Below are 22,646 nucleotides of genomic sequence, written 5' to 3' on the forward strand. Positions count from 1 at the left end.
TGCATATGACTAAAGCAAGGGCAATTCTGGATTTCAACCCGGAATCCAAAAACTCCGAACATAAGCCTATCGCAGCACAGAACCGCCCGAAAAACCGCCGCTTTGCGGCATTTCCCGCGCAAGGAGCGACCATTTCCTGCACATTTCTCGCGAAACCTTACTCAGCGTCATTCGAGGGTAGGCAGAGGGACCGTAGACGGATTCAACCTCGGCGGAAGTCCAAAGCACCAACGTCAGACGGGGGTAGGCGCGCAGAAGGGCCGAGAGCTGGTCGCGAGGAAGCGCACGCATCGCCTGTCGCCCGGGCCAGAAGCTCTCGACCCACGCGCCCTCGGCTTGCACCAAGGAGTGGCGCGGCAAGAGAAGATGGTGATATCGCGCCCGTCGTCGTCCCTGCATCACCCGCGCCCCGCCCCAGCCACTGGCGGCAAGATGGCGTGCACGGACCAGCGCCCCGGAACCTTCTGTAATGTAAAGGCAATGCTGACCCGAAAGGCGCAGCGGGCGGGTATTGCCGAACGCGCCCGCCCGGATCTCGACCGGTCGCAATCGCGAATCGTGGCGCAACTGATTTGCCGAGAGCACCCGCACCCCATGCCAGAGCACCGGTTGCGCAGACCCGTCACGGGTGAGGACCAGGTCGCCGGATCGCAAGGCCTCGACCAAGCACGGGCCGCGCGGCGTCGCAATCCTGGTGCCTTCGAGGAAACAGGGAATGCCCATCGCATGGAGCTGCGGCGCGGTCGAGACCTCCTGGGGCGCAACTCCGATCAGGGTTACGCTCTCGCCATTGGGGAAACTCAAAACCGCGTTACCCGAGGCATCGGTCCCGACGGTGACGTCCCAGGCGTTCACGGGTGCACCGGCCGCATCAGTCAGCCCCGTCACGTCGAGTTGATCGGTGGTGAAGCCCGATCCGTCATCGCTCATATCGAAATCAGCGATCTTATCGGCACCACCGCCATCGGCGAAAACGAGCGTGTCCCCACCTTCGCCGCTCCAGAGCGTGTCGTCGCCCGTTCCACCGACGATGATGTCATCCCCCGCACCGCCGGTGATCGTGTCGTCACCGCCGCCGCCGTCCAGATAGACGCCAGCACCGCTCGCGGATGCATCGAGACGATCGGAAAGGGCGCTGCCTGTGATCCCTTCGATCTCCGAGAAGTCGACCCTTTCGGCGCCCGCCGTTACGCTTCCGCTCTCGCTCCCCCCGTAGATCGCGGTGATGCCGCTCGTGGTGACGGCGCTGAAATCGAGCAGATCGAAATCCGTGCCGTTGGTGACGGTCTCGCCACCCAGCACGACATCGATGCCCCAGCTGTCCGCGAAGAGGAACCTGTCGTCATCCGCCCCACCCGAAAGCAGGTCGTTGCCGCCATCGCCCCAGATCGTGTCGGCACCATCACCACCCGAGACGGTGTCGTCGCCCGCATCCCCGTGAAGCGAATCCGCCCCGCCTTCGCCGAGGATGGAATCGTTCCCGCCGCCACCCCGGATCGTATCGTCACCCGCCCCGCCAAGGAGCGTGTCATTGCCGCTCTCTCCGAAGATCAGGTCATTGTCTGCGCCGCCATCGACATGGTCGTCGCCGCCGCCGGCCCAGATCGTGTCATCGCCCGCATCACCGTAGAGCGTATCGTTGAAATCGTATTCGACACCCGAGGCGTCATCGATGACATCGGAGCCAGAGCCGCCATGAACCAGATCACCTTTGCTCGGATCCGATCCGCCGGTGCCGTAATAGATGACATCATTGCCATCGCCGCCGTCGATCGTATCGGCCCCTGCGCCTGCGGAAATCGTGTCGTTGAGCGCGCCGCCCTGAAGCGAATCCGCGTAGACCCCGCCGCGGATGTAATTCGGATCATCTGGATCGTAATTGGCCGAGAAGAGCGAATTGTAGGTCGGACCGGTCGAGGTGTTCGTGACCGCGGTAACCTCGTAGGTAACACCGGGCTGGAGGGGCGCGCTCGTGATTTCGCCGACAATGACGCCGTTCACCTCAAGGACATAAAGCTCGATCGAACTGCCATCGGGGCCAGCGAGCGTCGCGGCGCTTTCGATATAGACCTTGCCGGAGGCGATCACCGCGCCGTCGGGACCGGTCACCGTGACATATTGGTTCGGATCATTGCCGCTCTCATCGGCGTAGGGATCGCTATCGCCCGAAAGATGGCTGTCGTCATCCGTGAAGCTGAAGGTTCGACTAGAGGTGTCGACGTCCCAGGCGGGATCGACCATCAGCCGGGAGCCGACCGAGACGGTCGAGCCACCGCCCTCGACGAGGAAATCTTCCCCGTAATACCCTTTGAAGACGAAAGTCGCCATCCGCCCGACGCCTTGCAACCGCCCACCGACATGGCGGGCATACCCGGTTCAACATTGGCGTGCGGTTCTTCAAGACTTGGTTAAAGCGACTACGAAAATCCGTGCATTCATTTCAAACGCATGACGAGGGCGCGATGCTCAGGGGCCGAAGATGCGCAGGCGCCGAAAACGACAAAGCCCGGGCACTTGGCCCGGGCTCTGTCGGATGAATGGTGCGGTCGAGAAGACTCGAACTTCCACGGGAGTTACCCCACAGCGACCTCAACGCTGCGCGTCTACCAATTCCGCCACGACCGCACTGTCTTGGCTTGGTGTGGCGCGTATTAGCCAAAGGCCGGGGGGAAGAAAAGGGGGTATTTCGGGATTGCCGCGAATTTTTCGCCCCATGTGAGCGCAGGCGGAGTTACCCCGACCCGCGCCTAGCTCTTATTGCGGCGCCGCGGTCTCGATCAGCTGTGCGGCCTTGGACGCAAAGCCCGCAAGACTTGCGGCTGGACCAGAGGCGGCCTTGGGGGCGGCGCTTGCGTCGGCGCGGCCATTCATCATCAGCGCCGCCTTGTGGATCAGGCCGTTGCGCTCCGGTTGGCCCGGCGCGAAGACCGGCGTGGCCTTGATACCCGATTCGTACCAGCCCAGGGCCAGGTCGGGCCGCTCATCGGTGCCGATCCCCTGCATCAGGTGATGGCCGGCAAGCTCGTCATAACTGCCCTCGCCAATCGCACCGAGCACAAGTGCCGAGCCAAGCGCGACCGGCATGTCATCTGTACGATAGCCCACCGAGAGACAGACCTTGGCCGTGCCCGACAGCTGCGCGGGGGTCATGCCCGAACCGGCGACGAAACCCTTTACCTTCTCGATCATCGCGGGCTGCGGCGTCGTGCCGACCGCCGCGACCTGATCGGAGAGCAACGCGCCGAAATCGCGACATTGCGCGGCGATCTGATCGGGGGTGAAGCCGGTGATCTTCGCGGCCATCGCCTCTCCTTCGTCGATCGCATAGCCCCGCGCGAGGCAGAACTGCTCACCCAGCGCCTGTCCCGGATCGGTGAGGCTCGCCTCGGTCAGGAAGCCGCCATTCGAAGAGGTCACCAGCCCGACCTTCGCGCAATACGAGGCCAGCGAGACCGGGACCGGCTCGGGCATCGCGGCGAAAGAGGGCAACGCGGGCATCGGTTGTGCGGCCAACTGCGTACCGAAGGAGGGCGCTTGCGGCTGCGGCTGCGGGGCCACGGCCATCGTGGTTGGAGGCAGGCTCGCCGCTGGCGCCGCGTCACCCGTCATCTGGCACGCGCCCGCCTGGCAGATGAACATCGCCGGCTTCGCGTTATAGGCTTGGAAGTCATTGCGCGCGAAACCGCTCGGGGTCGAGGCGAACACCCGCACCGCGCAGCTCTTGTCATTGCACCAGAAGCCCGGGCCAAGCACCGAGGTGTCGAGCAGGTAATCCGTGCGCCCGTCATTGTTCAAATCCGCCAGCTGAACGAAGCCCGAGCGCGCGATCAGCTGCTGCGGCTCGACATTGGAGCTGCGTGCGATCTCGTAGACCGCCTCGGAGATCTGCGGCGGCAGCCCTCCGATCGAGCCACCCGCATAAGTCGCCCCGCCCGTGCCCAGCATCTGCGCCCGCGTTTCCAGAAGCAGCCCGCGCATCCCCTGGGGATGGGCGGAGATCGTCTGTGTCACCGCCGAACCGCCCAGCATCGCCTTCTGATAGGCGGTGGTGAGGATCGTGCGCTCCATGTCATTGAGCCGGCCGGTGATCGGGAATTCCATGAAGGCCTGGTATTGCGAAATCCCCGCGCGCGATTTCGGCCCGAGCGAGCCATCGGGCGTGCCGACATTCCACCCGAAATGGTTCAGCGCGACCTGCACCTCCCGGTTGGCCTCACGCTGCGCCGAGGAAACCCGCGGCGCGGCATAGGTGCGCGTGGTCGTGGTGGTCCGGCGCTGGTTGCTGCGATTCGCCTCGTTCACGATCGCGCCGCCGATGATGCCGCCGATCACACCGCCGACGATGTCGGACCCGCCCGCGAGCGCCGGTGCGCCCGGCCCGCCCGTGGCCATCAGCACGGCAAGCCCCGTCAACAGAAACTTGTGTTTCATCCCTGAACCCTCCAATCAATAAATTCCGGTTTTGCCTGTCGCCCCGCAGTCCCCAGTTTTCGTCTGCGCGATAGGTCCGACCCTGAAAATGGCCGGTGCGGTGGCGGCGAACCTCACGAATGGGTGAAGTCTGCGCCCCGAACCGCACGAGGGGCAAGAAATTTTGACGTTGGGTAAGGAATTCCCGCGCTGGAGGTTGAGAATGGTTGAATGGCGCATCAGCGAGGCCCCCGTGCCTTACGAGGAGGCGCTCGCCTTCATGGAGGATCGGGTTGCCAGGATCGCCGCGGGCGAGGCAGAGGAAATGGTCTGGCTGCTCGAACACCCGCCGCTTTATACCGCCGGCACCTCGGCGAAGCGCGAGGATCTCGTCGATCCGGACCGCTTCCCGGTCTACGACGCCGGGCGCGGAGGGCAATATACCTATCACGGACCGGGTCAGCGCGTCGCCTATGTCATGCTCGACCTCAACAGGCGCGGGCGCGACGTGCGCTGCTTCGTGCGCAAGCTCGAGGACTGGGTGATCGCAGCCCTCGCCGAGTTCAACGTGAAGGGCGAGATCCGGGACGGTCGTGTCGGTGTCTGGGTCACCCGGCCGGACAAGCCCAGATCGGCCGACGGTGCACTGCGCGAAGACAAGATCGCCGCGATCGGGGTCAAGCTGCGCAAATGGGTGAGCTTTCACGGAATCTCTATCAATCTCGAGCCCGAGCTCGAGCATTTCAGCGGAATCGTCCCCTGTGGAATCCGCGAGCACGGGGTCACAAGCCTGGTCGATCTCGGCATTCCCGCGACTATGGTCGATCTTGACCTCGCGTTGCGTGCGACATTCGACCGCATCATGGGCGATTCCTCACGTACAAACACAGAAAGTTGCTGACAAGGGCCCGCTCACGCATGTTACAAGCCCCTTCAAGGCAGCGTGACTGCCCGTGAAAGCCGGGTCGGGAGGACCCGCGCCAACGCAAAAAACAAAGAGGACGCGATGAAATTCAGCCTGATTGCCACGATCGCCGCAGTCTCCCTTGCCGCACCCGCTTTCGCGAGTGACGCCGCCAAGGGCGAGAAGGAATTCAAGAAGTGCAAGGCCTGCCACTCGATTATCGCCCCGGACGGGACGGCGATCTTCAAGGGCGGCAAGGTCGGCCCGAACCTCTATAACGTCGTCGGCCGTCCGGTCGCGTCGGAAGAGGGCTTCAGCTACAAAGATGGCATCAAGGAATACGCCGCGACCGGCGCCGTCTGGACCGAAGAGCTGATCGCCGAATACATCACCGATCCCTCGAAATTCCTCGAGGAGCAGACCGGCGACCCGAAAGCAAAATCGGGCATGAGCTACAAGCAGAAGAAAGATCAGGAAGACGTCGCCGCCTATCTCGGCTCGGCAGACGTTTCGCCCGACAATCCGGCAAACAAGTAATCCGCAAACCGCGGAGAGCTGATCGAGGCGGGCCGGCAGGCCCGCCTTTTTGCATTCAAGAGCTGGCTCATTTCCCGAGAGAACGCCTCATCCTGACGATGGCGGTCATCCTCCCTTCGGCGCGGTTCGTGCCATCGGACGCGCGGCAAAGGGGTAACTCACTCATATCGTCATCGGCGCTGGTCTGATCGCCGAAATCAAACTCTTTGGAGCCAAGCGCCCCTGCGGACCGACGCGACCTCATTAGCCATCCTCTTCGTTGTTCTTCTTGAGATACGGTTGACCAGAACGCTCACCACCATGACGGCCGCGCCAGACCTCGCGAAGATGCTCTCGCGGACTTGCCTGTGCCCCTCGGCCACGGTGATGCGACAATTTTTCACAGCTATGTGCGTGAAATCCTTGCCCTGCTCGGAATTCGCTCCTAACCTCCGGCTATTCAGGCCAATCGGGACGGGAGACCCGGGTCTGTTGGGAGAAATGGGAGATCACTATGGCGGACGCAGCCGTTCACGGCGAGGGTGCGCATGGCACGCGTGGGTTCTTCACGCGCTGGTTCATGTCCACCAACCACAAGGATATCGGGATTCTGTATCTCTTCACCGCAGGCGCGGTGGGGCTGATATCGGTCCTTTTCACCGTTTATATGCGCCTCGAGCTCATGGAGCCGGGCGTGCAGTACATGTGCGCCGAAGGGGCGCGCTTCGTCGCCAACGCGGCGGAGGAATGTACGCCTGACGGTCATCTGTGGAACGTGATGATCACCTATCACGGCGTCCTGATGATGTTCTTCGTGGTGATTCCCGCGCTCTTTGGTGGTTTCGGCAACTACTTCATGCCGCTCCAGATCGGCGCGCCGGACATGGCCTTCCCGCGGATGAACAACCTCAGCTACTGGCTCTATGTCGCGGGCACCGGCCTCGGCATCGCCTCGCTGCTCGCGCCGGGTGGCGGCGGCGGCTCGGGTTCGGGCGTGGGCTGGGTGCTGTATCCGCCGCTCTCGACGAACGAAGCGGGCTATTCGATGGATCTCGCGATCTTTGCCGTGCACGTCTCGGGCGCGAGCTCGATCCTCGGCGCGATCAACATGATCACCACCTTCCTGAACATGCGCGCACCGGGCATGACGCTGCACAAGGTGCCGCTCTTCGCCTGGTCGATCTTCGTGACCTCTTGGCTGATCCTGCTCTCGCTGCCGGTTCTGGCGGGCGCGATCACGATGCTGCTGATGGACCGCAACTTCGGCACCACCTTCTTCGACCCGTCGGGCGGCGGTGATCCGATCCTGTATCAACACATCCTTTGGTTCTTCGGACACCCGGAAGTGTACATCATCATCCTGCCGGGCTTCGGCATCATCAGCCACGTCATCGCGACCTTTTCGCGCAAGCCCGTCTTTGGCTACCTGCCGATGGTCTACGCCATGGTGGCGATCGGTGTTCTGGGCTTCGTCGTCTGGGCGCACCACATGTACACGGTCGGCCTGTCGCTGACCCAGCAGAGCTACTTCATGGTGGCGACGATGGTTATCGCGGTCCCCACGGGCGTGAAGGTGTTCAGCTGGATCGCGACGATGTGGGGCGGCTCGATCGAGTTCAAGACGCCGATGCTCTGGGCGATCGGCTTCCTGTTCCTCTTCACCGTCGGCGGCGTGACCGGCGTGGTGCTGAGCCAGGCGCCGCTCGACCGTGTCTATCACGACACCTATTACGTCGTGGCGCACTTCCACTACGTGATGTCGCTGGGGGCTGTCTTCGCCATCTTCGCCGGGATCTACTTCTGGATCGGCAAGATGTCGGGTCGCCAATACCCGGAATGGGCCGGCAAGCTGCACTTCTGGATGATGTTCATCGGGTCGAACCTGATCTTCTTCCCGCAGCACTTCCTCGGCCGCCAGGGCATGCCGCGCCGCTATATCGACTATCCGGAGGCTTTCGCCACCTGGAACTACATCAGCTCGATCGGCGCGTTCATCTCGTTTGCCAGCTTCGTGTTCTTCATCGGCATCGTGTTCTACACCCTCTTCAAGGGCAAGCGCGTCACCGAGAACAACTACTGGAACGAATACGCCGATACGCTGGAGTGGACCCTGCCCTCCCCGCCGCCGGAGCACACTTTCGAGCAGCTCCCCAAGCGTGAGGACTGGGATCACGCCCACGCGCACTAGCGATCTTCATCTCCTGATAACGAAAACGGCCCCGGATCGCTCCGGGGCCGTTTGACAAAGGGAGCCCAAGACATGCCCTATCGCTGGACAGATGCTGAAGGCCACGCCGTGCCATCGCCTGCCTCCGACAGCACGACCGCAGCCGATCAACTGCATCTATGGCCTTATCGCTCGCTGCCGCGCAAAGGCTTCGTCTTCTTCATCGTTGCGACCGTCGCCATGATCAGCCTGCCGCTTTTCGCGGTGCTGGGACGGGTCGAACTGTGGTGGCTGTTGCCCTTCATCGCGCTGGCCGTGGCAGGCGTGTGGTGGGCGATCTCGCACAGCTACCGCACCGGTGAGGTACTCGAAGTGCTCAGTTTTCGCGGGCCCGAACTGCACCTGATCCGGCACGATCCGGGCAAGCGACCGCGCGATTGGGAAGCCAACCCGCATTGGGTCCGCGTCGAGATGCACCCGTCAGGAGGGCCGGTGCCGGACTACCTGACTTTGCGTGGCGGTACCCGCGAAGTCGAGATCGGCGCTTTTCTCACCCCGGAAGAACGTCGCCAGCTTCACCGCGAATTGCAGCTGCGGCTCGATCAGGCGCGCGCGCCTGCAGCGTCCTGATCAGTCTCCCAACCCAACACCGGGAGCTGCGACTGGCAGGCATTGAAAATCCGACTCGATCTCCAGCGCCGCCGCGCGCGCCCAGGCGTCGCTCTCGCTATTGACCTTGTTCGCGGCCGTGCCCGGCGTGGCCCCAGATTGCAGCGCCCCGACCAGTGCCTCCGCGAAGGTGTCGCCGTAGCGTCGGACCTCGGCCTCATAAGCGGCATGCGCCTTGGCCGCACGCGCTTTCGTCGCCGCATCGGTCTCACCGGGGGCGCAGAGATAACTGATCTCGCCCCCGGCAATGGCAGAATGGAAATGAAAGAGCTGCCGGTCCGGATAGCTGCGCTTGAGATCGTCCGGCCCCGCCGTCGGCACGCAGCCTGAAACCAAGACACACGCGACTGACAAGCCTATCGTTACGGCGCAAACCCGACGCATCCTTCTCCTCCACTCGTTACGCGATCGAGACTATAGGGCCTGCGCCCGATCCGGCGAGCTCAGCTCTTGCGCTCAGGCAGATCTCTGCGCGCGGTCCCGGCCATTTCCTCGAGCTCGCCTTCGGTCATCGTCTCGTACATGTCCTTCGAGGCGCCTTGCAGATCCTTGACCTTGGCCTCCCCGCGCTTGGCCGCGAGCGCCGCCCCTGCCGCTTTCTGCTGGATTTGAGATTGTGCCTTCATGTCGTCTCCTTTCCGCATGAGTTGCGAAAAGAAAAACGCCCCCGAAGGGGCGCTGTTCCAAGCTTATCTCCCGCATGGCGGCACACCGCCCATCGCTTATGAGGCGAGGCAGTCCTTCACCATAGGCCCGGCCTTCGAGAAGTCCATCTGGCCAGTATATTGGCCCTTCAGTTCGGCCATCACTCTCCCCATGTCGCGGATCGAGTTCGCGCCAAGCTTGGCGATTGCAGCGTCGATCGCAGCCTTGACCTCGTCCTCGTTGAGCTGGCGGGGCAGGAACTCCTCGATCACCTTGATCTCGGCCTGTTCCTTCTCGGCCAGTTCAAGCCGCCCGCCTTCTTCATAGGCGCGCGCGCTTTCCTGACGCTGCTTGACCATCTTGCCCATGATCGCGAGCACTTCGGCATCCCCCACGGTACCGTCGCCCTCCCCTTCGGAGCGCATCGCGATCTCGCGGTCCTTGATGGCGGCATTGATCAGTCGCAGCGTCGAGAGGCGCTCCTGATCCTTTTCCTTCATCGCCGTTTTCAGCGCGGCGGCGATCTTTTCGCGCATTTCCATCGGTTCTCGTGTCCCTACTTGCGTCAAGGCGTCAGAATAGCTGTATTGCGAAACGCGCACAACGTTTGCAACTCATTGAAAATATGGAAAAGACAAATCTGTCGCAGGGCCTTGACCCGCGCGCGGGAGCCGTCTAGGTTCCGGCGAATTTTGACCTCGGGGGAGTCGCGCCATGCCTGCCAGCCAGTCCGCATCGGAAAAGCCCACCGCGCTGATCGCGCTCGCCGATGGTCAGCTCTTCTATGGTAAGGGCTTCGGTGCAACCGGGGATACGGTGGCCGAACTGGTCTTCAACACCGCGATGACCGGCTATCAGGAAATCATGACCGATCCCTCCTATGCGGGCCAGGTCGTGACCTTCACCTTCCCCCATGTCGGCAATGTCGGCGTGAACCCCGATGACGACGAGACCGGCGATCCCGTGGCCGCCGGCATGATCGTGAAATGGGACCCGACCGAGCCTTCGAACTGGCGCGCCACCGAGAACCTCGTCGACTGGCTGGAAAAGCGTGGCCGGATCGGTATCGGCGGCGTCGACACCCGTCGCCTGACCCGCGCGATCCGCCAGCAGGGCGCGCCGCATGTGGCGATCGCACACCATCCCGACGGGATCTTCGATATCGAAGCGCTGGTGAAGAAGGCGCGCGAGTGGAAGGGCCTCGTCGGCCTCGATCTCGCCAAGGATGTGACCTGCGCGCAGAGCTATCGCTGGGACGAAATGCGCTGGGCCTGGCCCGATGGCTACAAGAAAGCCGTGGGCAATGATCTCAAGGTCGTCGCCATCGACTTCGGCGCCAAGCGCAATATCCTGCGCTGCCTCGCCTCGGCGGGCTGCGACGTGACCGTCCTGCCCGCGACCGCGACCGCCGAAGAGGTGCTCGCGCTCAACCCCGATGGCGTGTTCCTCTCGAACGGCCCGGGCGATCCGGCGGCGACTGGCGAATATGCCGTGCCGATGATCAAAGGCGTTCTGGAAACCGAGGTGCCGGTCTTCGGTATCTGCCTCGGCCACCAGATGCTGGCGCTGGCGCTCGGCGCAAAGACGATCAAGATGAATCACGGCCACCACGGCGCAAACCACCCGGTGAAGGATCTCACCACCGGCAAGGTCGAGATCACCTCGATGAACCACGGCTTCGCGGTCGACAGCCAGACCCTGCCCAAGGGCGTCGCCGAGACTCATATCTCACTCTTCGACGGTTCGAATTGCGGGATCTCGATGGAAAGCCGCCCGGTCTTCTCGGTGCAGTATCACCCCGAGGCAAGCCCCGGTCCGCAGGACAGCTACTACCTGTTCGAGCGTTTCGCCGAGGCCATGCGCGCCCGCAAGAGCGCCTGATCGACGACACACCCATATCGGGTCCCCTTTCGTGTTAACGATACATTAACCATCCGCGCGCATCTTGTCCGGCGGGACAGATACGAGGTTGGACATGGGCTCGACGCCGCTCAGGATCGTCGATTCGCCGGCGGCGCCGTCGGCTGCGCACGCGCGCGCATCGACGCCGGAGGGCAAACCTCTGCGCGCGGGGTCGCAAAAGTCCGATCCGACGCGCCGCAAACCGCTCGGTCAGCTTCTGCTCGAGATGAACGCGATCGAGCCGGGCAACCTCCTCAAGGCCGTCGCCCTGCGCAAGCGCGAGGATGTGCGCCTCGGGGACATCCTGCTCAGCCATGGCTGGGTGAACGAGGCCGACCTGATGGCGGCGCTGGCGCTGCAGTGGCAAAGCTCGGTCGTAGATCTGTATCAGGAGCCCCCCGACCCCCGGCTGATCGACGCGATCGGGGCCGAGCGATGCCTGGCTCATGCGATGGTGCCCTGGCGGCGGGTCGGCGGTGTCACCCTGATCGCCACCGCGCGTCCCGAGGCGTTCCTGCGCCTGCGCGATAGCTTGCCGGCGCGCTTCGCACCCTACCGGATGATGATCGCACCCGAGCGCGACGTGCATGAAAGCCTGCTCGTGCGCCGACAGACCGCCCTGATCCGCCGCGCGGAGACCAAGGTCGATCCTGCAGAAAGCTGCCGCAGTCGCAACGAACGCCGCACCGCATTGATTGCAGCGGGCTTCGCGGGCAGCTCGATTCTCGGCCTGCTGATCGCGCCGCAGGCGGTGATGTGGGTGCTTTTTCTCTGGACGATGCTGACGCTGGTGACCGCGATGGCGCTCAAACTCGCCGCCGTCACCAGCGAGATCTCCGCGCAGCGCCGCGCGCGCGCCTTGAGCGAACCTCAGCCCCGCCATGGCGCTCCGCCGCTCCTCCCGGTCATCTCGGTGATGGTGCCGCTTTTCCATGAGACCGACATCGCGCCGCGCCTGATCGAGCGGCTCGGGCGGCTGCGCTATCCGCGCGAATTGCTCGATATCGTGCTGGTGGTCGAGGAAACCGATCAGATGACCCGTGTCGCGCTCGCGGGGCGTCGCCTGCCGCGCTGGATGCGGGTCGTGACCGTACCCGACGGACCGATCAAGACCAAGCCGCGCGCGTTGAATTACGCGCTGAGCTTCTGTCGCGGCTCGGTGATCGGTGTCTGGGATGCCGAGGACGCCCCCGACCCCGACCAGCTCCAGATCGTTGCCCGCCATTTCGCGGCCGCCCCGCCCGAGGTCGCGTGCCTGCAAGGCATCCTCGACTATTACAACCCGCGCACCAACTGGCTCGCGCGCTGTTTCACCATAGAATACGCGGTCTGGTTCCGCGCCTTCCTGCCTGGTCTCGCGCGGCTGGGCTTCGTCGTGCCCTTGGGCGGAACCACCCTGTTTTTCCGCCGCGAAGCGCTGGAACGCCTGGGCGGTTGGGATGCGCATAACGTAACCGAGGACGCCGATCTGGGCGTGCGGCTGGCGCGGCACGGCTATCGCACCGAGTTGATCCCCGCCGTCACCTACGAGGAGGCCAACTGCCGCGCGTTGCCCTGGGTCAAGCAGCGCTCACGCTGGCTCAAGGGGTATGCGATGACCTGGGCGGTGCATATGCGCAATCCGCGCAGGCTCTGGCGCGAATTGGGCGCCAAACGCTTCATCGGGGTGCAGATCCTGATTCTCGGTTCGCTCTCGCAATATGTGCTCGCACCTGTTCTCTGGAGCTTCTGGCTTGCGCTTCTCGGGTTCTGGCATCCGATCACGAGCGTTCTGCCCGAGCCCGCCTTTCTCGCGGTGATGGGCACCTTCCTTCTGTCCGAGGTGGTCTCGATCCTCGCAGGGGTTTGGGCCACGCGCGGCAGGACACATCGTCACCTGATCAAGTGGGTGCCCACACTGCATCTCTATTTCCCGCTCGGCGCGCTGGCAGGCTGGAAGGCGCTCTACGAACTGATCGCGAAACCTTTCTACTGGGACAAGACGCATCACGGGATCTTCGATGCCGGCCAGGCACGCACTCTTCAGCAAGAGGCCACCCGCTCGACATTGCTGCCCGCGATCCGCGCAGCGACCGCGCGGGCCCGCACGGCCCGGACCCGCACCGCGCGCGCACCGCTCATCGATTGATCAGAGCGCTTCGGCCCAATGCCCCGCCGTGCCATGGCGCGTGGCGTCGAGCTTGAGACGCGTCTCGAACGCGCGCGAGATATGCGCGCGCAACGCCTGCGCCGCGGCTTCACCATCGCCATCCCGGATCGCATCGACAATCGCCTGATGCTCGTCGAGTGCGGCCATACCGCGTCCTTTCACCGCCAGCGAGGTCGTCGCCAGCAGCGCCATGGAGCGATGCACGAGATCGAGCTGCTGGACGAGGTAACGATTGTGCGAGGCGAGGTGGATCTGGTGGTGGAACCGCCGGTTCGCCCGGCTCAGCGCCTCGGGATCCTCGAGCTGACCGCGATCCTCGTCGATCATGTTCTGAAGCACGCGCACCTCTTCGGGGGCGGCATGCTTGGCGGCCAGTCGTGCGGCCAGCGCCTCAAGTTCGGCGCGCACAACGTAAAGCTCTGCCAACTGGTTGTGATCGAGCGATGCCACGATCAGGGAACGCCCGTCTCGCGCCAGCATTTGTTGGGTTTCAAGCCGTTGCAGCGCCTCGCGCACGGGGGTGCGAGACACCCCGAAACGTTCAGCCAGTTCGGACTCCACGAGCCGGTCGCCGGGACGGTAGATCCCTTCGTCGATCGCTTCGAGAATGAGGGTATAGGCGTCTTTTTGCATCTGTCCTGCCTTGTCTTGCGGCAAGATTAGGCGCGCGCCCCATCCCGTGACAAGCAGATTGCGCTCCGCCGGCCTCCCGCTTAGCTTGCGCGCCATGACAACGCCTCGCCCTCAAGCCAATCCGGGTCTCGATTTCGACCACGTCACCGACTGGGTCTTCGACCTCGACAACACGCTCTATCCGCCCTCGGCGCGCCTCTTCGACCAGATCGAGGTGAAGATGACCGATTACGTGATGCGCTCGCTTGGCGTGGATCGTCTTGAAGCCGATCACCTGCGCGATCATTACTGGAAGCTCTATGGCACGACGCTCGCCGGGCTGATGCACGAACACGATGTGGACCCTGCGCCCTATCTGCACGAAGTCCACGAAATCTCGCTCGATCACCTGCAACCCGACCCCGCACTGCGTGCAGGGATCGCGGCGCTTCCGGGGCGCAAGATCGTCTACACCAATGGATCGGCGCCCTATGCCGAGCGGGTTCTCGCAGCGCGCGGGCTCAGCGGGCTCTTCGACGGGATCTTCGGGGTCGAGCATGCCGAATTCCACCCCAAGCCCCACCCGCAGGCCTTTGATACGGTCTTTGCGCGCGCTGGCATCACGCCCGAGCGCGGCGCGATGTTCGAGGACGACACCCGCAACTTGCGCCACCCCCACGCGATCGGGATGAAGACGGTGCATGTGGCCCCGACGCCCGCGCCCGAGGAGCACATCCATCACCATACGGACGATCTTGCGCGGTTCCTCGCCAATCTCGCGAAAACCTGACCCGAATGTGACACAGATGCGACAATTTGGCACGGGGTTGTGTCTTTAAACGACGTCCCCGGGTCGATAAGTCGATGTGGCTATCAGGGAGATAGTCTCGGGAGATTCGATTATGACCATGACGACCGCCGACACCGGCGCGGCGACCTACGTTGCCGACCACCACGACACCGACGCGAAAGAGGTTTCGCGTGGCTTCATGTACACGCTCGCGCTCGTGATCCTCGGCCTCGCTGCTGGCATGACCGCCATCATGGGCCTCGGTGGCCTGATCCTCTGGGCCGTTGGCGCCACCTGGATCATGCTTGCCGTTCTGGTGGTGATGACCGCCGGCGGCTGAGCCGTCGCGACTGGCCTCTCGGCCAAAGCACCGTTTTTTCCGCGCAAGCGGCCAAGGCCCGGATCGCCAGATCCGGGCCTTCAACATGCGACAAGATGCGCCCTGTCCGAAAAGTTATGTCATAATATAACATGTATGCGCGACAGACTTTTTCCCCTGTCTTGCCTTGGAGGACATCATGAGCGCCACCGCAACCCCCGCTGACACCACCAGCCCCGTCACCTTCTACATCATCGCCGCGATCATCGTGCTCGGCCTTGTCGTCGGCACCGCCCTTTACGGCCTGCTCGGCCTCACGGTCTGGATGGTTATCCTGACGCTGGCGATCTTCGTCACCCTCATCGGCATCTCGATCAGTTGACGCCGCGAAGGATCGCCGCAGGGCGGTTCAGGCGATTGCCTCTTGAGGGCGCGCGCGGCATGGTATGCGCGCAACAGCCGGAGGCGAGCCATGTCTGAGCAATCCAAGATCCTCGAGACCGATATCCTGATCTCCGGGGGCGGCGTCGCGGGCCTGACTGCGGCAGCGGCCTTCGGAAGCGCGGGCTTCACCACGATCTGCGTCGATCCCACCCCGCCCGTGACCGAGGAAGGCGCAAGCGGGGCCGATATGCGCTCCACCGCCTTCCTGCATCCCTCGCGCGGCGTGCTCGAGGCTTCGGGTCTCTGGGCACGGCTCGCCCCCCATGCGGCACCGTTGCAGATCATGCGCATCATCGACGCGGGCGGCGAGGAACATGAAGCGCGCCTGACCCGCGATTTCGACGCGGCCGACCTCTCCGACGAGCCCTTTGGCTGGAACTTCCCGAACTGGCTTTTGCGCCGCGAGATGGTCGCGCATCTGGCCGAGATCCCGCAGGTCGATTTCCGCCCCGGCGTGTCGACCACCGGGCTCGTGACCCGAGAGAGCGGGGCCGAGGTGACACTGTCCGATGGCACCCATGTGCGCGCGCGGCTCGTCGTGGCCGCGGACGGTCGCAACTCCTTCGTGCGCGAAGCTGCCGGGATCGGCATCAAGACGGTCCGCTACGGGCAGAAGGCGCTGGCCTTCTCGGTCACGCATCCAATCCCGCATGGCAATGTCTCGACCGAGATCCACCGCTCGGGCGGCCCCTTCACGCTGGTGCCCCTGCCCGACCGCGACGGCTCGCCCTCCTCAGCCATCGTCTGGATGGAACGCGCGGCCGAAGCCGAGCGCCTCGCCGCCCTGCCCGTCGAAGACTTCGAGGCGGCGATGATGGAGCGCTCGACCGGTATTCTGGGCCCGCTCAAGCTGGTGACCCGCCGCGCGGTCTGGCCGATGATGACCCAGATCGCGGATCGGTTCTCGGCGCAGCGCGTGGCGCTGATCGCGGAAGCCGCGCATGTGATCCCGCCAATCGGCGCGCAGGGGCTCAACATGAGCCTCGCCGATCTCACCTTCCTTTTGAAACTGGCAGAGGAAGATCCGGCACATCTGGGCGAGGCGAAGATGCTCGACGCCTATCACCGCCGCCGCTGGCCCGAGGTGAAGGCCCGCGAGATCGGGATCGACCTGCTCAACCGGGCCTCCATGGTCGAGGCGCGCCCGCTGCGCGATCTGCGCGCAGGCGTTCTGGGCGCGCTCTATTCGCTCAAGCCCGTACGCAAGACGCTGATGCGGGCGGGGCTCGGGGTGCGCTGAATCGCAAGGGGGCCGAGTGGGGTGCGCCTCGCTCAGCCCGTCAGCCAAGGCCCGCGCCAGAAGCGCCACATCATCATCCCGCCCGCCGAGGCAAGGCCGAGCACCAGACCGAACCAAAGCCCTACACCGCCATAACCCAGCACGAAAGCGAGCAGATAGCTCGCCGGGATGCCGATCAGCCAATAGCTCAGCCCCGCCATCCACATCGGCACGCGCGTGTCCTGCACTCCGCGCAACAGCCCCAGCGCCATCACCTGCATCAGATCAAAAAGCTGGAAGAGCCCCGCGACCATCAGGAAGCGCACGCCATAAGTGACGATCTCGGCGGAAGCCGGGTTCGCCTCGTCGAGAAACAGCTCCGTCAGCCATTTGCCCGCAAAGACGAAGGCCAGCACCGTCAGCAGCCCGACCCCGAGCGACAGCGTAACGGAGACCAGAGCCCCGTCGCGCAACAGCCGTACGTCGCGCGCACCATGGGCCCGCCCCGCACGCACCGTGGCCGCGTTCGACAATCCCATATGCACCATGAAGACGATCGAGGCGATCTGGAGCGCGATCCCGTGCGCGGCCAGCTCCACCGTGCCGATCCAGCCCATCATCAGCGCCGAGGCCTGGAACATCGAGCCCTCGGCCACGGCGGTCAGCCCCACCGGCAAGCCAACCCGCGCGACTGCCCAGAACGCTTCCCAGTCGGGGCGCCAGAAGCGCTGGAAGAGTTGCACATGTTCAAGCCCGCGCGCCCGCGTCGCATAGATCGCCTGTACGAGCAGGCTGATCAGGTTCACCAGCAACGAAGCCAGCGCGGCGCCCCGCACGCCCATTTCGGGCACTCCCCAATTCCCGAAGATGAAGAGCCAGTTCAAACCGGCATTCACCGCCACCGCGGCAAGCGTGATCCAAAGCAAGACCGCCGTGCGCTCCTGCGCCGAGAGATAGGCGCGGATCACCATCATCACGAGCGCCGGCGCCAGCCCGAAGCCCAGGATGCGCAGGTAATCCTGCGCCAGCGCCGCGATCCCGGGTTGCTGGCCCAGCGCGCGCAGGATGGCGGCCGAGTTCCAGAAGACCGGAAGCATCGCCAGCCCGAACAGGATCGAGAGCCACATCCCCATCCGCGTATCGCGCCGCACCTGCAGCTCGTCGCCCGCGCCGAGGCTGGCCGAGACCCTCCCCATCATCGCCAGCGCGATCCCGTTGCCGAGCATGAAGATCGAAAAGAAGAACGATGTGCCGAGCACCAGCGCAGCGAGCGCCTCGACCCCGTACCAGCCCACCATCACCGTGTCTGTGACATTGAGCAGCATCTGCGCGAGGTTCGACCCGATCAGCGGCAGACCAAGCAAAAGGATCGCCCGCAGGTGACGGGCGATCGGCATCGGCTCGGTTGAGGTCGGGGCGGGTGCATGCATTTCGGCTCGCTAGACCCGCGAACGGGACCGGTCAAGAGAGGGTTACTCCTCCTCGACCTCCTTCTTGCCGGTGATCATCGGCTTGACGAGGTTCTCGCCCTTCCAGCGTTTGTAGAAGACGATCGCCCCGATGTGGATCACGACGACGATCAGCAGGAGGGTGGAAACGACCTCGTGGATCTGCGGGGCGAGATCAACGCTGAAGCTTTCGGGGACATAGCCGGCGAGCGGGCCGACATTGATGTAATCCTTCGGATCGGCCGTCAGCCCGGTCACGACCTGCACGATCAGCAGACCGAGCATCGCCAGGACAGACCAGCCGCCCAGCGGATTATGCCCGACCCAGTTCGAGGGGGACCGGTCGGGCAAGTGACGCAGATAGTCCACCACCTTGCCCGGACCGTAGAGGAAGTTCGCGAAGCGCGCGTTGCGCGTCCCCACGAACCCCCAGATCAGACGGATCACCACCAGCGCGCCGACCGTGTAACCGAAATAGAAATGCCAGGTCATCTGGTTCGGCCCCCATTCGCCCAGCCCCCAGGCCGCGGCGAACGCGAGCACCAGAAGCCAGTGGAAGGACCGAACGACCGGATCCCAGACTTTCACGACACGGGTCTTCATGCCTCGGGTGTCCTTCATCGCACTTACTTCGCGCGGAACTCGTCGTGGCAACCCTTGCAGGTGCCGCCGAGTTTGCCGACCGCCGGTTGCAGCGTCTCGAGGCTGCCCGCTGCAGCGGACATCTCGGCTGCGGCCTCGTGGAAGGCGGTCGCCTTTTCACCGAAGAGCTCCATGTCCGACCAGATTTCCGGCTTGGCCTTGGTATCGGCCATGTCATCGGTCGAGGTGCCTTCCATGAAGAGCGGAGCGACGTTGACCTTGGCGAGCGCCGCGATGTTGTCGGCAGCGATCTGCGCCTTGGTGGCATCGAAGTCGATCTTGCCCTGGGCCATCGGGCCGAGCACCGCCATCTGGGCGCCGAGCATTTCGAAATAGCCCTGGCGGGCTTCCACGGCGTCTTCGGGCGATTGCGCGAGAACGGCGGTGGCGGGAAGGATGAAGGTCAGGGCGAGGAGGGACTTGCGCATGTGATGATCTCCCAATCAATTCGTTAGGTCAGACGTTTCCCGGAATGAGTGTTACACATCCCCGTGAAAGTCTAAAGACACCCGTTTTGTGCGCGAAAGCACATGCGACCTGCTGACGCTGTCGCGAACCCTTTGGAATTCGGCGCTTTTACGCCGAATTTGCCCGGCACGATCACACTCGCGACGGAACCTGACCGTCGGGCCGTATAAAGCGGTCGTGACGCGTCCGGGCGCACTTAGCGCACCGGTTTGCGGGCGACGAAATCAACCAGAGCGGCAGGGCCCGAATGGCCCTCCCCCTCGTCGAGCTCGCCGTCGTAATCCGCCTGATGGAGAACCTCCCAACGCGGAAAGGCGTCGCGCAAGAGATCGAGATCGTAAAGCTGCTCGACATTGCCGGGCCCGCCGGTGCCATAACGCGGCTGGCGGCGCGCGAAGCCGTGGATCAGCGCGATGCCGCCCGGTTTGAGTGCCTTCGCGATCCCGTCGAAAATCTCGGCGCGAAAAGCCGGGTCGGCAAACTGAATGAAACAGGCGAGCACGGCGTCATATTCCGCCTCGGGCCAGTCGAAGCCCCGCAGGTCCGCCGGAACGATCTCGAGCGGCACGCCCCTCTCGGCGGCGAGCGCCGTCGCCTTGCGCCGTGCGTTCGCTGCGCCTTCGAGGGCCGTAACCTGCACCCCGAGGCTCGCGAGATAGGTGCCGTTGCGCCCCTCGCCCTCGGCCACGCTCAACAGCTTTGAGCCCGGCGCGACGCGCCAGGCCTGCCGCGCGACAAAGTCGGCAGGCGCTTTGCCGTAGACGTAATCCGCTCCTGCAAAGCGCTCATTCCAACTCATCACACCCTCCATCTCTTCAACCAGAGATGGAATGCCCGGGCCGGCGCGACAAGTCCCCGAAGGTTCACGCGCCGGTCACGGGCGGGTCATTGCTCACTTGCTGCCGCGCCGTTGATCAGGATGGAGCGATGCGCCCAAAATGTGATCAGCCGAATGCACGACATGGCTTGCATGCCCCACGATCAGCGGATCGGGCGGCAGCGCGATCGACGGATCCTTGTCGGGATAGTCGAGCGTCGAGAGGAAATGCTTCATGCAGTTTAGACGCGCGCGCTTCTTGTCGTTCGACTTCACGATGGTCCAGGGCGCATCCGCGGTGTCCGTGTAGAAGAACATCGCCTCCTTGGCCTCGGTGTAATCGTCCCACCGATCGAGACTGGCGAGATCGATCGGCGAGAGCTTCCAGCGCTTGAGCGGATCGGTTTCGCGCGATGTGAACCGCCGTCGCTGCTCCTCGCGGGTCACCGAGAACCAGTATTTGTAGAGACGGATACCTGAGCGCACGAACATCCGCTCGAGCTCCGGCGTCTGACGCATGAATTCGAGATAGTCATTGGGTTTGCAAAACCCCATCACACGCTCCACGCCCGCACGGTTATACCAGCTGCGGTCATAGAAGGTCATCTCGCCCGCGGTGGGAAGATGCTCGACATAGCGCTGGAAATACCACTGCCCCTGCTCTTCCTCGGAAGGCTTGTTGAGCGCCACGACACGCGCGAAACGCGGGTTGAGATGTTCAGTGAAGCGCTTGATCGTGCCGCCCTTGCCCGCGGCATCGCGCCCCTCGAAGAGGATGACGAATTTCTGCCCGGTCTCCAGCGCCCATTTCTGGACCTTCAGCAACTCTGCCTGAAGCAGCGCCTTTTCCTTTTCGTAGGCTGGTCGACCCATCTTGCGCGCATAGGGATATTTGCCGGTCTCGAAGGCAAGCCGCACTGCGTTCGGATCGACGCGCGGGAAACTCTTCGTTCCGCTCATCCCCGGCTTGCCCGGCTGGATCGCAGGGTGGTTATCCGCAGGATCGGCAGGCTTCTCGATTACTTCTACAGGCGAAGCCACTGTAACCTCTGTGACCGTCTGTTCAGTCGCGTTCATTTTCTCGGTGACAACCTGTTCCGTCATGCACATCCCTCCGTTTTCCAATCGCGAAACCTTTAGCGCAAATGTCGGATTTCCGCCTTGATACGCATCAAAAACGCGTGTCTGCTGGCTTTCCCTGGTGCATTGACGCGCCAGATTGCGGGCACGGATCGGAGCGACAGATGATCACGATTTACGGCAACTACCATTCCCGCGCGAGCCGCGCGCTTTGGCTGCTCGAAGAGCTCGGCCTGCCTTTCAAGTTGCGCTTCGTGGCGCAGGCAAATCGCTTCAAGGATCCGCTTGCGCCGAACGTGCCCCTCAACACCCGCTCGCCGGAGTTTCGCAAGCTCTCCCCAATGGGCGCGATCCCCGTGCTCGAGGAAGACGGCCTGGTCCTGACCGAGTCGCTCGCGATCAACCTGCACCTTGCCCGAAAGGCTGGCGGGCCGCTGGCCCCTGCGCATGAGAACGAGCTCGCCCAGATGGAGCAATGGGCGCTCTTTGCCGCGACCTGGATCGAGACCGACGCGCTCGCGCTGAGCTTCATCTACCGCCGCAAGGAGCAGGACACGCCCGAGGGCAGGGCCGAGATCGCGGCGCTCTGCTCGAAACTGGCCCGCCCCCTTCTTGCGCTCGAGGCGCATCTGGGCAGCCACAGCCACATGGTCGGCGGCCGCTTCACCGTGGCCGATCTCAACCTCGCCGAGATCCTGCGATACGGCCAGGACCATCCTCCCCTCCTCGATTCCTATCCACGGCTGCAAAGCTGGATCGCGCTTTGCCAGAAGCGGCCGGCCTTCCGCGAGATGTGGGCCAAGCGCGAAGCCGAACCGATCTGAACGATTCGGAGCAAATTCAGGGGGATTCGCGTCCCGCCTGCGGGCGCACGCCCACTCCTTGAGCAATCCCTCAAAACGAACCTGACTTTTTGGTCAGGTCCTCCTTACCGAACGGTCAGGATTTCCCTACCAGCGCCCGTTTCGTCCTTGGTAGATTGGCTGACCTTGCGTCATGTTGAGGCAGTGAAGAGGAGTGGTGTGTGATGTCTGCCTTGCTCGGATACGGTCTGTGCCTCGGTGCGACGCTTGTAGTGATTGCTGGCGATTTCGTTCTGAAATCTGCCGTTGATAGGGGTCATGCGTTGCACTCGCCGTCTGTCTTCCTGGGCTGCGCGCTTTATGCGGCTTCGGCAGCAGGCTGGTTTCTTGCGTTGCGTCACGTTTCGCTGGCGCAAACGGGCGTTGCCTCCGCCCTTTTCACGCTGATGGCTCTGGTGACGATGGGGGTCGTCCTGTTCGGTGAGAAAGTCGCCTTGCGGGAGGTTCTTGGAATCGCGATGGCGGTGGGGTCGATGCTGCTGATGGCGCGCGTTGCTTAAGAGCTTCTTTTCCGTGGGAGTGGGGCCCGCGGAGGGGACCGGGACGGAGGGGCAATCTTGCCCCTCCGCCCCAACCTGCTGT

Annotated in this window: 23 protein-coding genes and 1 tRNA gene; 12 read left to right on the forward strand and 12 right to left on the reverse strand. The window is 63.8% G+C overall.

The features are described from left to right. Window positions 1–66 precede the first annotated feature (66 nt). From BMI90_RS02360 to BMI90_RS02370, 3 genes are all read right to left on the reverse strand, one after another. Window positions 67–2,328: a Hint domain-containing protein gene (locus tag BMI90_RS02360; RefSeq protein ID WP_078525567.1), complete on the reverse strand. Its 2,262-nt coding sequence runs from the start codon at window positions 2,326–2,328 to the stop codon at window positions 67–69. 210 nt (window positions 2,329–2,538) lie between these two features. Next, window positions 2,539–2,625: transfer RNA gene (locus BMI90_RS02365), tRNA-Leu, on the reverse strand. A 129-nt stretch (window positions 2,626–2,754) separates the two neighbouring features. Next, entirely contained in the window at window positions 2,755–4,431 is a 1,677-nt protein-coding gene (locus BMI90_RS02370; protein WP_078525569.1) for a peptidoglycan-binding domain-containing protein, read from the reverse strand. Between the two features lie 202 nt (window positions 4,432–4,633). Between BMI90_RS02370 and lipB the strand changes: the two genes are divergently transcribed. The 4 genes from lipB (at window position 4,634) to BMI90_RS02390 (ending at window position 8,627) form a co-directional block, all read left to right on the forward strand. Next, window positions 4,634–5,311, forward strand: coding sequence for a lipoyl(octanoyl) transferase LipB (gene lipB / locus BMI90_RS02375; RefSeq protein ID WP_078525570.1), 678 nt, complete (start codon window positions 4,634–4,636; stop codon window positions 5,309–5,311). 105 nt (window positions 5,312–5,416) lie between these two features. Further along, window positions 5,417–5,851: a c-type cytochrome gene (locus BMI90_RS02380; RefSeq protein ID WP_078525572.1), complete on the forward strand. Its 435-nt coding sequence runs from the start codon at window positions 5,417–5,419 to the stop codon at window positions 5,849–5,851. 493 nt (window positions 5,852–6,344) lie between these two features. Beyond that, window positions 6,345–8,018 (forward strand): cytochrome c oxidase subunit I, encoded by a 1,674-nt coding sequence (ctaD, locus tag BMI90_RS02385; protein WP_078525573.1) that lies wholly within the window; start codon window positions 6,345–6,347, stop codon window positions 8,016–8,018. Window positions 8,019–8,090: 72 nt separating this feature from the next. After that, a complete protein-coding gene (locus tag BMI90_RS02390; protein WP_078525575.1) occupies window positions 8,091–8,627 on the forward strand; it encodes a DUF2244 domain-containing protein in 537 nt (178 codons plus the stop codon). On the opposite strand, the gene BMI90_RS02395 is transcribed toward BMI90_RS02390, so the two are convergent. The 3 genes from BMI90_RS02395 to BMI90_RS02405 all read right to left on the reverse strand — a co-directional run bounded on the left by BMI90_RS02395 (window position 8,628) and on the right by BMI90_RS02405 (window position 9,853). Then, the gene (locus BMI90_RS02395; protein ID WP_146671190.1) at window positions 8,628–9,002 is read right to left on the reverse strand and encodes a hypothetical protein; all 375 of its coding nucleotides are present in this window, start codon (window positions 9,000–9,002) and stop codon (window positions 8,628–8,630) included. Window positions 9,003–9,109: 107 nt separating this feature from the next. Then, on the reverse strand, window positions 9,110–9,292 hold the full coding sequence (locus BMI90_RS02400) for a DUF3008 family protein (protein ID WP_078525578.1): 183 nt from the start codon (window positions 9,290–9,292) through the stop codon (window positions 9,110–9,112). Between the two features lie 96 nt (window positions 9,293–9,388). Further along, complete coding sequence (locus BMI90_RS02405) at window positions 9,389–9,853, reverse strand: GatB/YqeY domain-containing protein (RefSeq protein ID WP_078525580.1); 465 nt, start codon at window positions 9,851–9,853, stop codon at window positions 9,389–9,391. Between the two features lie 172 nt (window positions 9,854–10,025). Here BMI90_RS02405 and carA point away from each other — a divergent pair, with 172 nt between their 5' ends. Next, window positions 10,026–11,192, forward strand: a complete 1,167-nt coding sequence (carA, locus tag BMI90_RS02410) for a glutamine-hydrolyzing carbamoyl-phosphate synthase small subunit (RefSeq protein WP_078525581.1) — start codon at window positions 10,026–10,028, stop codon at window positions 11,190–11,192. Between the two features lie 94 nt (window positions 11,193–11,286). Next, window positions 11,287–13,341 (forward strand): glycosyltransferase family 2 protein, encoded by a 2,055-nt coding sequence (locus BMI90_RS02415; RefSeq protein WP_078525583.1) that lies wholly within the window; start codon window positions 11,287–11,289, stop codon window positions 13,339–13,341. Here the strand turns inward: BMI90_RS02415 and BMI90_RS02420 are convergent, their stop codons facing one another. Next, window positions 13,342–13,995 carry a GntR family transcriptional regulator gene (locus tag BMI90_RS02420; protein WP_078527172.1) on the reverse strand — a complete coding sequence of 218 codons (654 nt, stop codon included), beginning with the start codon at window positions 13,993–13,995 and terminating at the stop codon, window positions 13,342–13,344. It lies immediately after the preceding gene. A gap of 94 nt (window positions 13,996–14,089) precedes the next feature. Between BMI90_RS02420 and BMI90_RS02425 the strand changes: the two genes are divergently transcribed. The 4 genes from BMI90_RS02425 (at window position 14,090) to BMI90_RS02440 (ending at window position 16,767) form a co-directional block, all read left to right on the forward strand. Beyond that, entirely contained in the window at window positions 14,090–14,764 is a 675-nt protein-coding gene (locus tag BMI90_RS02425; RefSeq protein WP_078525585.1) for a pyrimidine 5'-nucleotidase, read from the forward strand. A gap of 112 nt (window positions 14,765–14,876) precedes the next feature. Next, window positions 14,877–15,104 carry a hypothetical protein gene (locus BMI90_RS02430; protein ID WP_038077038.1) on the forward strand — a complete coding sequence of 76 codons (228 nt, stop codon included), beginning with the start codon at window positions 14,877–14,879 and terminating at the stop codon, window positions 15,102–15,104. Between the two features lie 178 nt (window positions 15,105–15,282). Further along, window positions 15,283–15,465, forward strand: coding sequence for a hypothetical protein (locus BMI90_RS02435; RefSeq protein ID WP_078525586.1), 183 nt, complete (start codon window positions 15,283–15,285; stop codon window positions 15,463–15,465). A gap of 90 nt (window positions 15,466–15,555) precedes the next feature. Beyond that, window positions 15,556–16,767, forward strand: coding sequence for a UbiH/UbiF family hydroxylase (locus BMI90_RS02440; protein ID WP_078525588.1), 1,212 nt, complete (start codon window positions 15,556–15,558; stop codon window positions 16,765–16,767). A gap of 32 nt (window positions 16,768–16,799) precedes the next feature. On the opposite strand, the gene BMI90_RS02445 is transcribed toward BMI90_RS02440, so the two are convergent. The 5 genes from BMI90_RS02445 to ppk2 form a co-directional block, all read right to left on the reverse strand. Continuing rightward, window positions 16,800–18,176 (reverse strand): MATE family efflux transporter, encoded by a 1,377-nt coding sequence (locus BMI90_RS02445; protein WP_245794959.1) that lies wholly within the window; start codon window positions 18,174–18,176, stop codon window positions 16,800–16,802. A gap of 42 nt (window positions 18,177–18,218) precedes the next feature. Continuing rightward, window positions 18,219–18,815 (reverse strand): cytochrome b/b6 domain-containing protein, encoded by a 597-nt coding sequence (locus tag BMI90_RS02450; protein WP_245794960.1) that lies wholly within the window; start codon window positions 18,813–18,815, stop codon window positions 18,219–18,221. Between the two features lie 5 nt (window positions 18,816–18,820). Continuing rightward, complete coding sequence (locus BMI90_RS02455; RefSeq protein WP_078525591.1) at window positions 18,821–19,264, reverse strand: cytochrome c; 444 nt, start codon at window positions 19,262–19,264, stop codon at window positions 18,821–18,823. A gap of 236 nt (window positions 19,265–19,500) precedes the next feature. After that, window positions 19,501–20,103, reverse strand: coding sequence for a class I SAM-dependent methyltransferase (locus BMI90_RS02460; protein WP_146671191.1), 603 nt, complete (start codon window positions 20,101–20,103; stop codon window positions 19,501–19,503). A gap of 93 nt (window positions 20,104–20,196) precedes the next feature. Continuing rightward, window positions 20,197–21,081: a polyphosphate kinase 2 gene (gene ppk2 / locus BMI90_RS02465; RefSeq protein WP_245795002.1), complete on the reverse strand. Its 885-nt coding sequence runs from the start codon at window positions 21,079–21,081 to the stop codon at window positions 20,197–20,199. A gap of 284 nt (window positions 21,082–21,365) precedes the next feature. Between ppk2 and BMI90_RS02470 the strand changes: the two genes are divergently transcribed. Together BMI90_RS02470 and BMI90_RS02475 are read left to right on the forward strand one after the other, a co-directional pair. Continuing rightward, window positions 21,366–22,025, forward strand: a complete 660-nt coding sequence (locus BMI90_RS02470) for a glutathione S-transferase family protein (RefSeq protein ID WP_078525605.1) — start codon at window positions 21,366–21,368, stop codon at window positions 22,023–22,025. A 203-nt stretch (window positions 22,026–22,228) separates the two neighbouring features. Further along, a complete protein-coding gene (locus BMI90_RS02475) occupies window positions 22,229–22,564 on the forward strand; it encodes a hypothetical protein (protein ID WP_078525607.1) in 336 nt (111 codons plus the stop codon). Window positions 22,565–22,646 lie beyond the last annotated feature (82 nt).

Origin of the sequence: Thioclava sp. L04-15 (assembly GCF_002020275.1) — a bacterium.
Lineage (GTDB): Bacteria > Pseudomonadota > Alphaproteobacteria > Rhodobacterales > Rhodobacteraceae > Thioclava > Thioclava marina.

Coding starts and splice junctions, on each gene's coding strand:
- BMI90_RS02360 (WP_078525567.1), bottom strand. CDS start 2,328: ATGGCGACTTTCGTCTTCAAAGGGTATTACGGGGAAGATTTCCTCGTC.
- BMI90_RS02370 (WP_078525569.1), bottom strand. CDS start 4,431: ATGAAACACAAGTTTCTGTTGACGGGGCTTGCCGTGCTGATGGCCACG.
- lipB (WP_078525570.1), top strand. CDS start 4,634: ATGGTTGAATGGCGCATCAGCGAGGCCCCCGTGCCTTACGAGGAGGCG.
- BMI90_RS02380 (WP_078525572.1), top strand. CDS start 5,417: ATGAAATTCAGCCTGATTGCCACGATCGCCGCAGTCTCCCTTGCCGCA.
- ctaD (WP_078525573.1), top strand. CDS start 6,345: ATGGCGGACGCAGCCGTTCACGGCGAGGGTGCGCATGGCACGCGTGGG.
- BMI90_RS02390 (WP_078525575.1), top strand. CDS start 8,091: ATGCCCTATCGCTGGACAGATGCTGAAGGCCACGCCGTGCCATCGCCT.
- BMI90_RS02400 (WP_078525578.1), bottom strand. CDS start 9,292: ATGAAGGCACAATCTCAAATCCAGCAGAAAGCGGCAGGGGCGGCGCTC.
- BMI90_RS02405 (WP_078525580.1), bottom strand. CDS start 9,853: ATGGAAATGCGCGAAAAGATCGCCGCCGCGCTGAAAACGGCGATGAAG.
- carA (WP_078525581.1), top strand. CDS start 10,026: ATGCCTGCCAGCCAGTCCGCATCGGAAAAGCCCACCGCGCTGATCGCG.
- BMI90_RS02415 (WP_078525583.1), top strand. CDS start 11,287: ATGGGCTCGACGCCGCTCAGGATCGTCGATTCGCCGGCGGCGCCGTCG.
- BMI90_RS02420 (WP_078527172.1), bottom strand. CDS start 13,995: ATGCAAAAAGACGCCTATACCCTCATTCTCGAAGCGATCGACGAAGGG.
- BMI90_RS02425 (WP_078525585.1), top strand. CDS start 14,090: ATGACAACGCCTCGCCCTCAAGCCAATCCGGGTCTCGATTTCGACCAC.
- BMI90_RS02430 (WP_038077038.1), top strand. CDS start 14,877: ATGACCATGACGACCGCCGACACCGGCGCGGCGACCTACGTTGCCGAC.
- BMI90_RS02435 (WP_078525586.1), top strand. CDS start 15,283: ATGAGCGCCACCGCAACCCCCGCTGACACCACCAGCCCCGTCACCTTC.
- BMI90_RS02440 (WP_078525588.1), top strand. CDS start 15,556: ATGTCTGAGCAATCCAAGATCCTCGAGACCGATATCCTGATCTCCGGG.
- BMI90_RS02445 (WP_245794959.1), bottom strand. CDS start 18,176: ATGCATGCACCCGCCCCGACCTCAACCGAGCCGATGCCGATCGCCCGT.
- BMI90_RS02450 (WP_245794960.1), bottom strand. CDS start 18,815: ATGAAGGACACCCGAGGCATGAAGACCCGTGTCGTGAAAGTCTGGGAT.
- BMI90_RS02455 (WP_078525591.1), bottom strand. CDS start 19,264: ATGCGCAAGTCCCTCCTCGCCCTGACCTTCATCCTTCCCGCCACCGCC.
- BMI90_RS02460 (WP_146671191.1), bottom strand. CDS start 20,103: ATGAGTTGGAATGAGCGCTTTGCAGGAGCGGATTACGTCTACGGCAAA.
- ppk2 (WP_245795002.1), bottom strand. CDS start 21,081: ATGAGCGGAACGAAGAGTTTCCCGCGCGTCGATCCGAACGCAGTGCGG.
- BMI90_RS02470 (WP_078525605.1), top strand. CDS start 21,366: ATGATCACGATTTACGGCAACTACCATTCCCGCGCGAGCCGCGCGCTT.
- BMI90_RS02475 (WP_078525607.1), top strand. CDS start 22,229: ATGTCTGCCTTGCTCGGATACGGTCTGTGCCTCGGTGCGACGCTTGTA.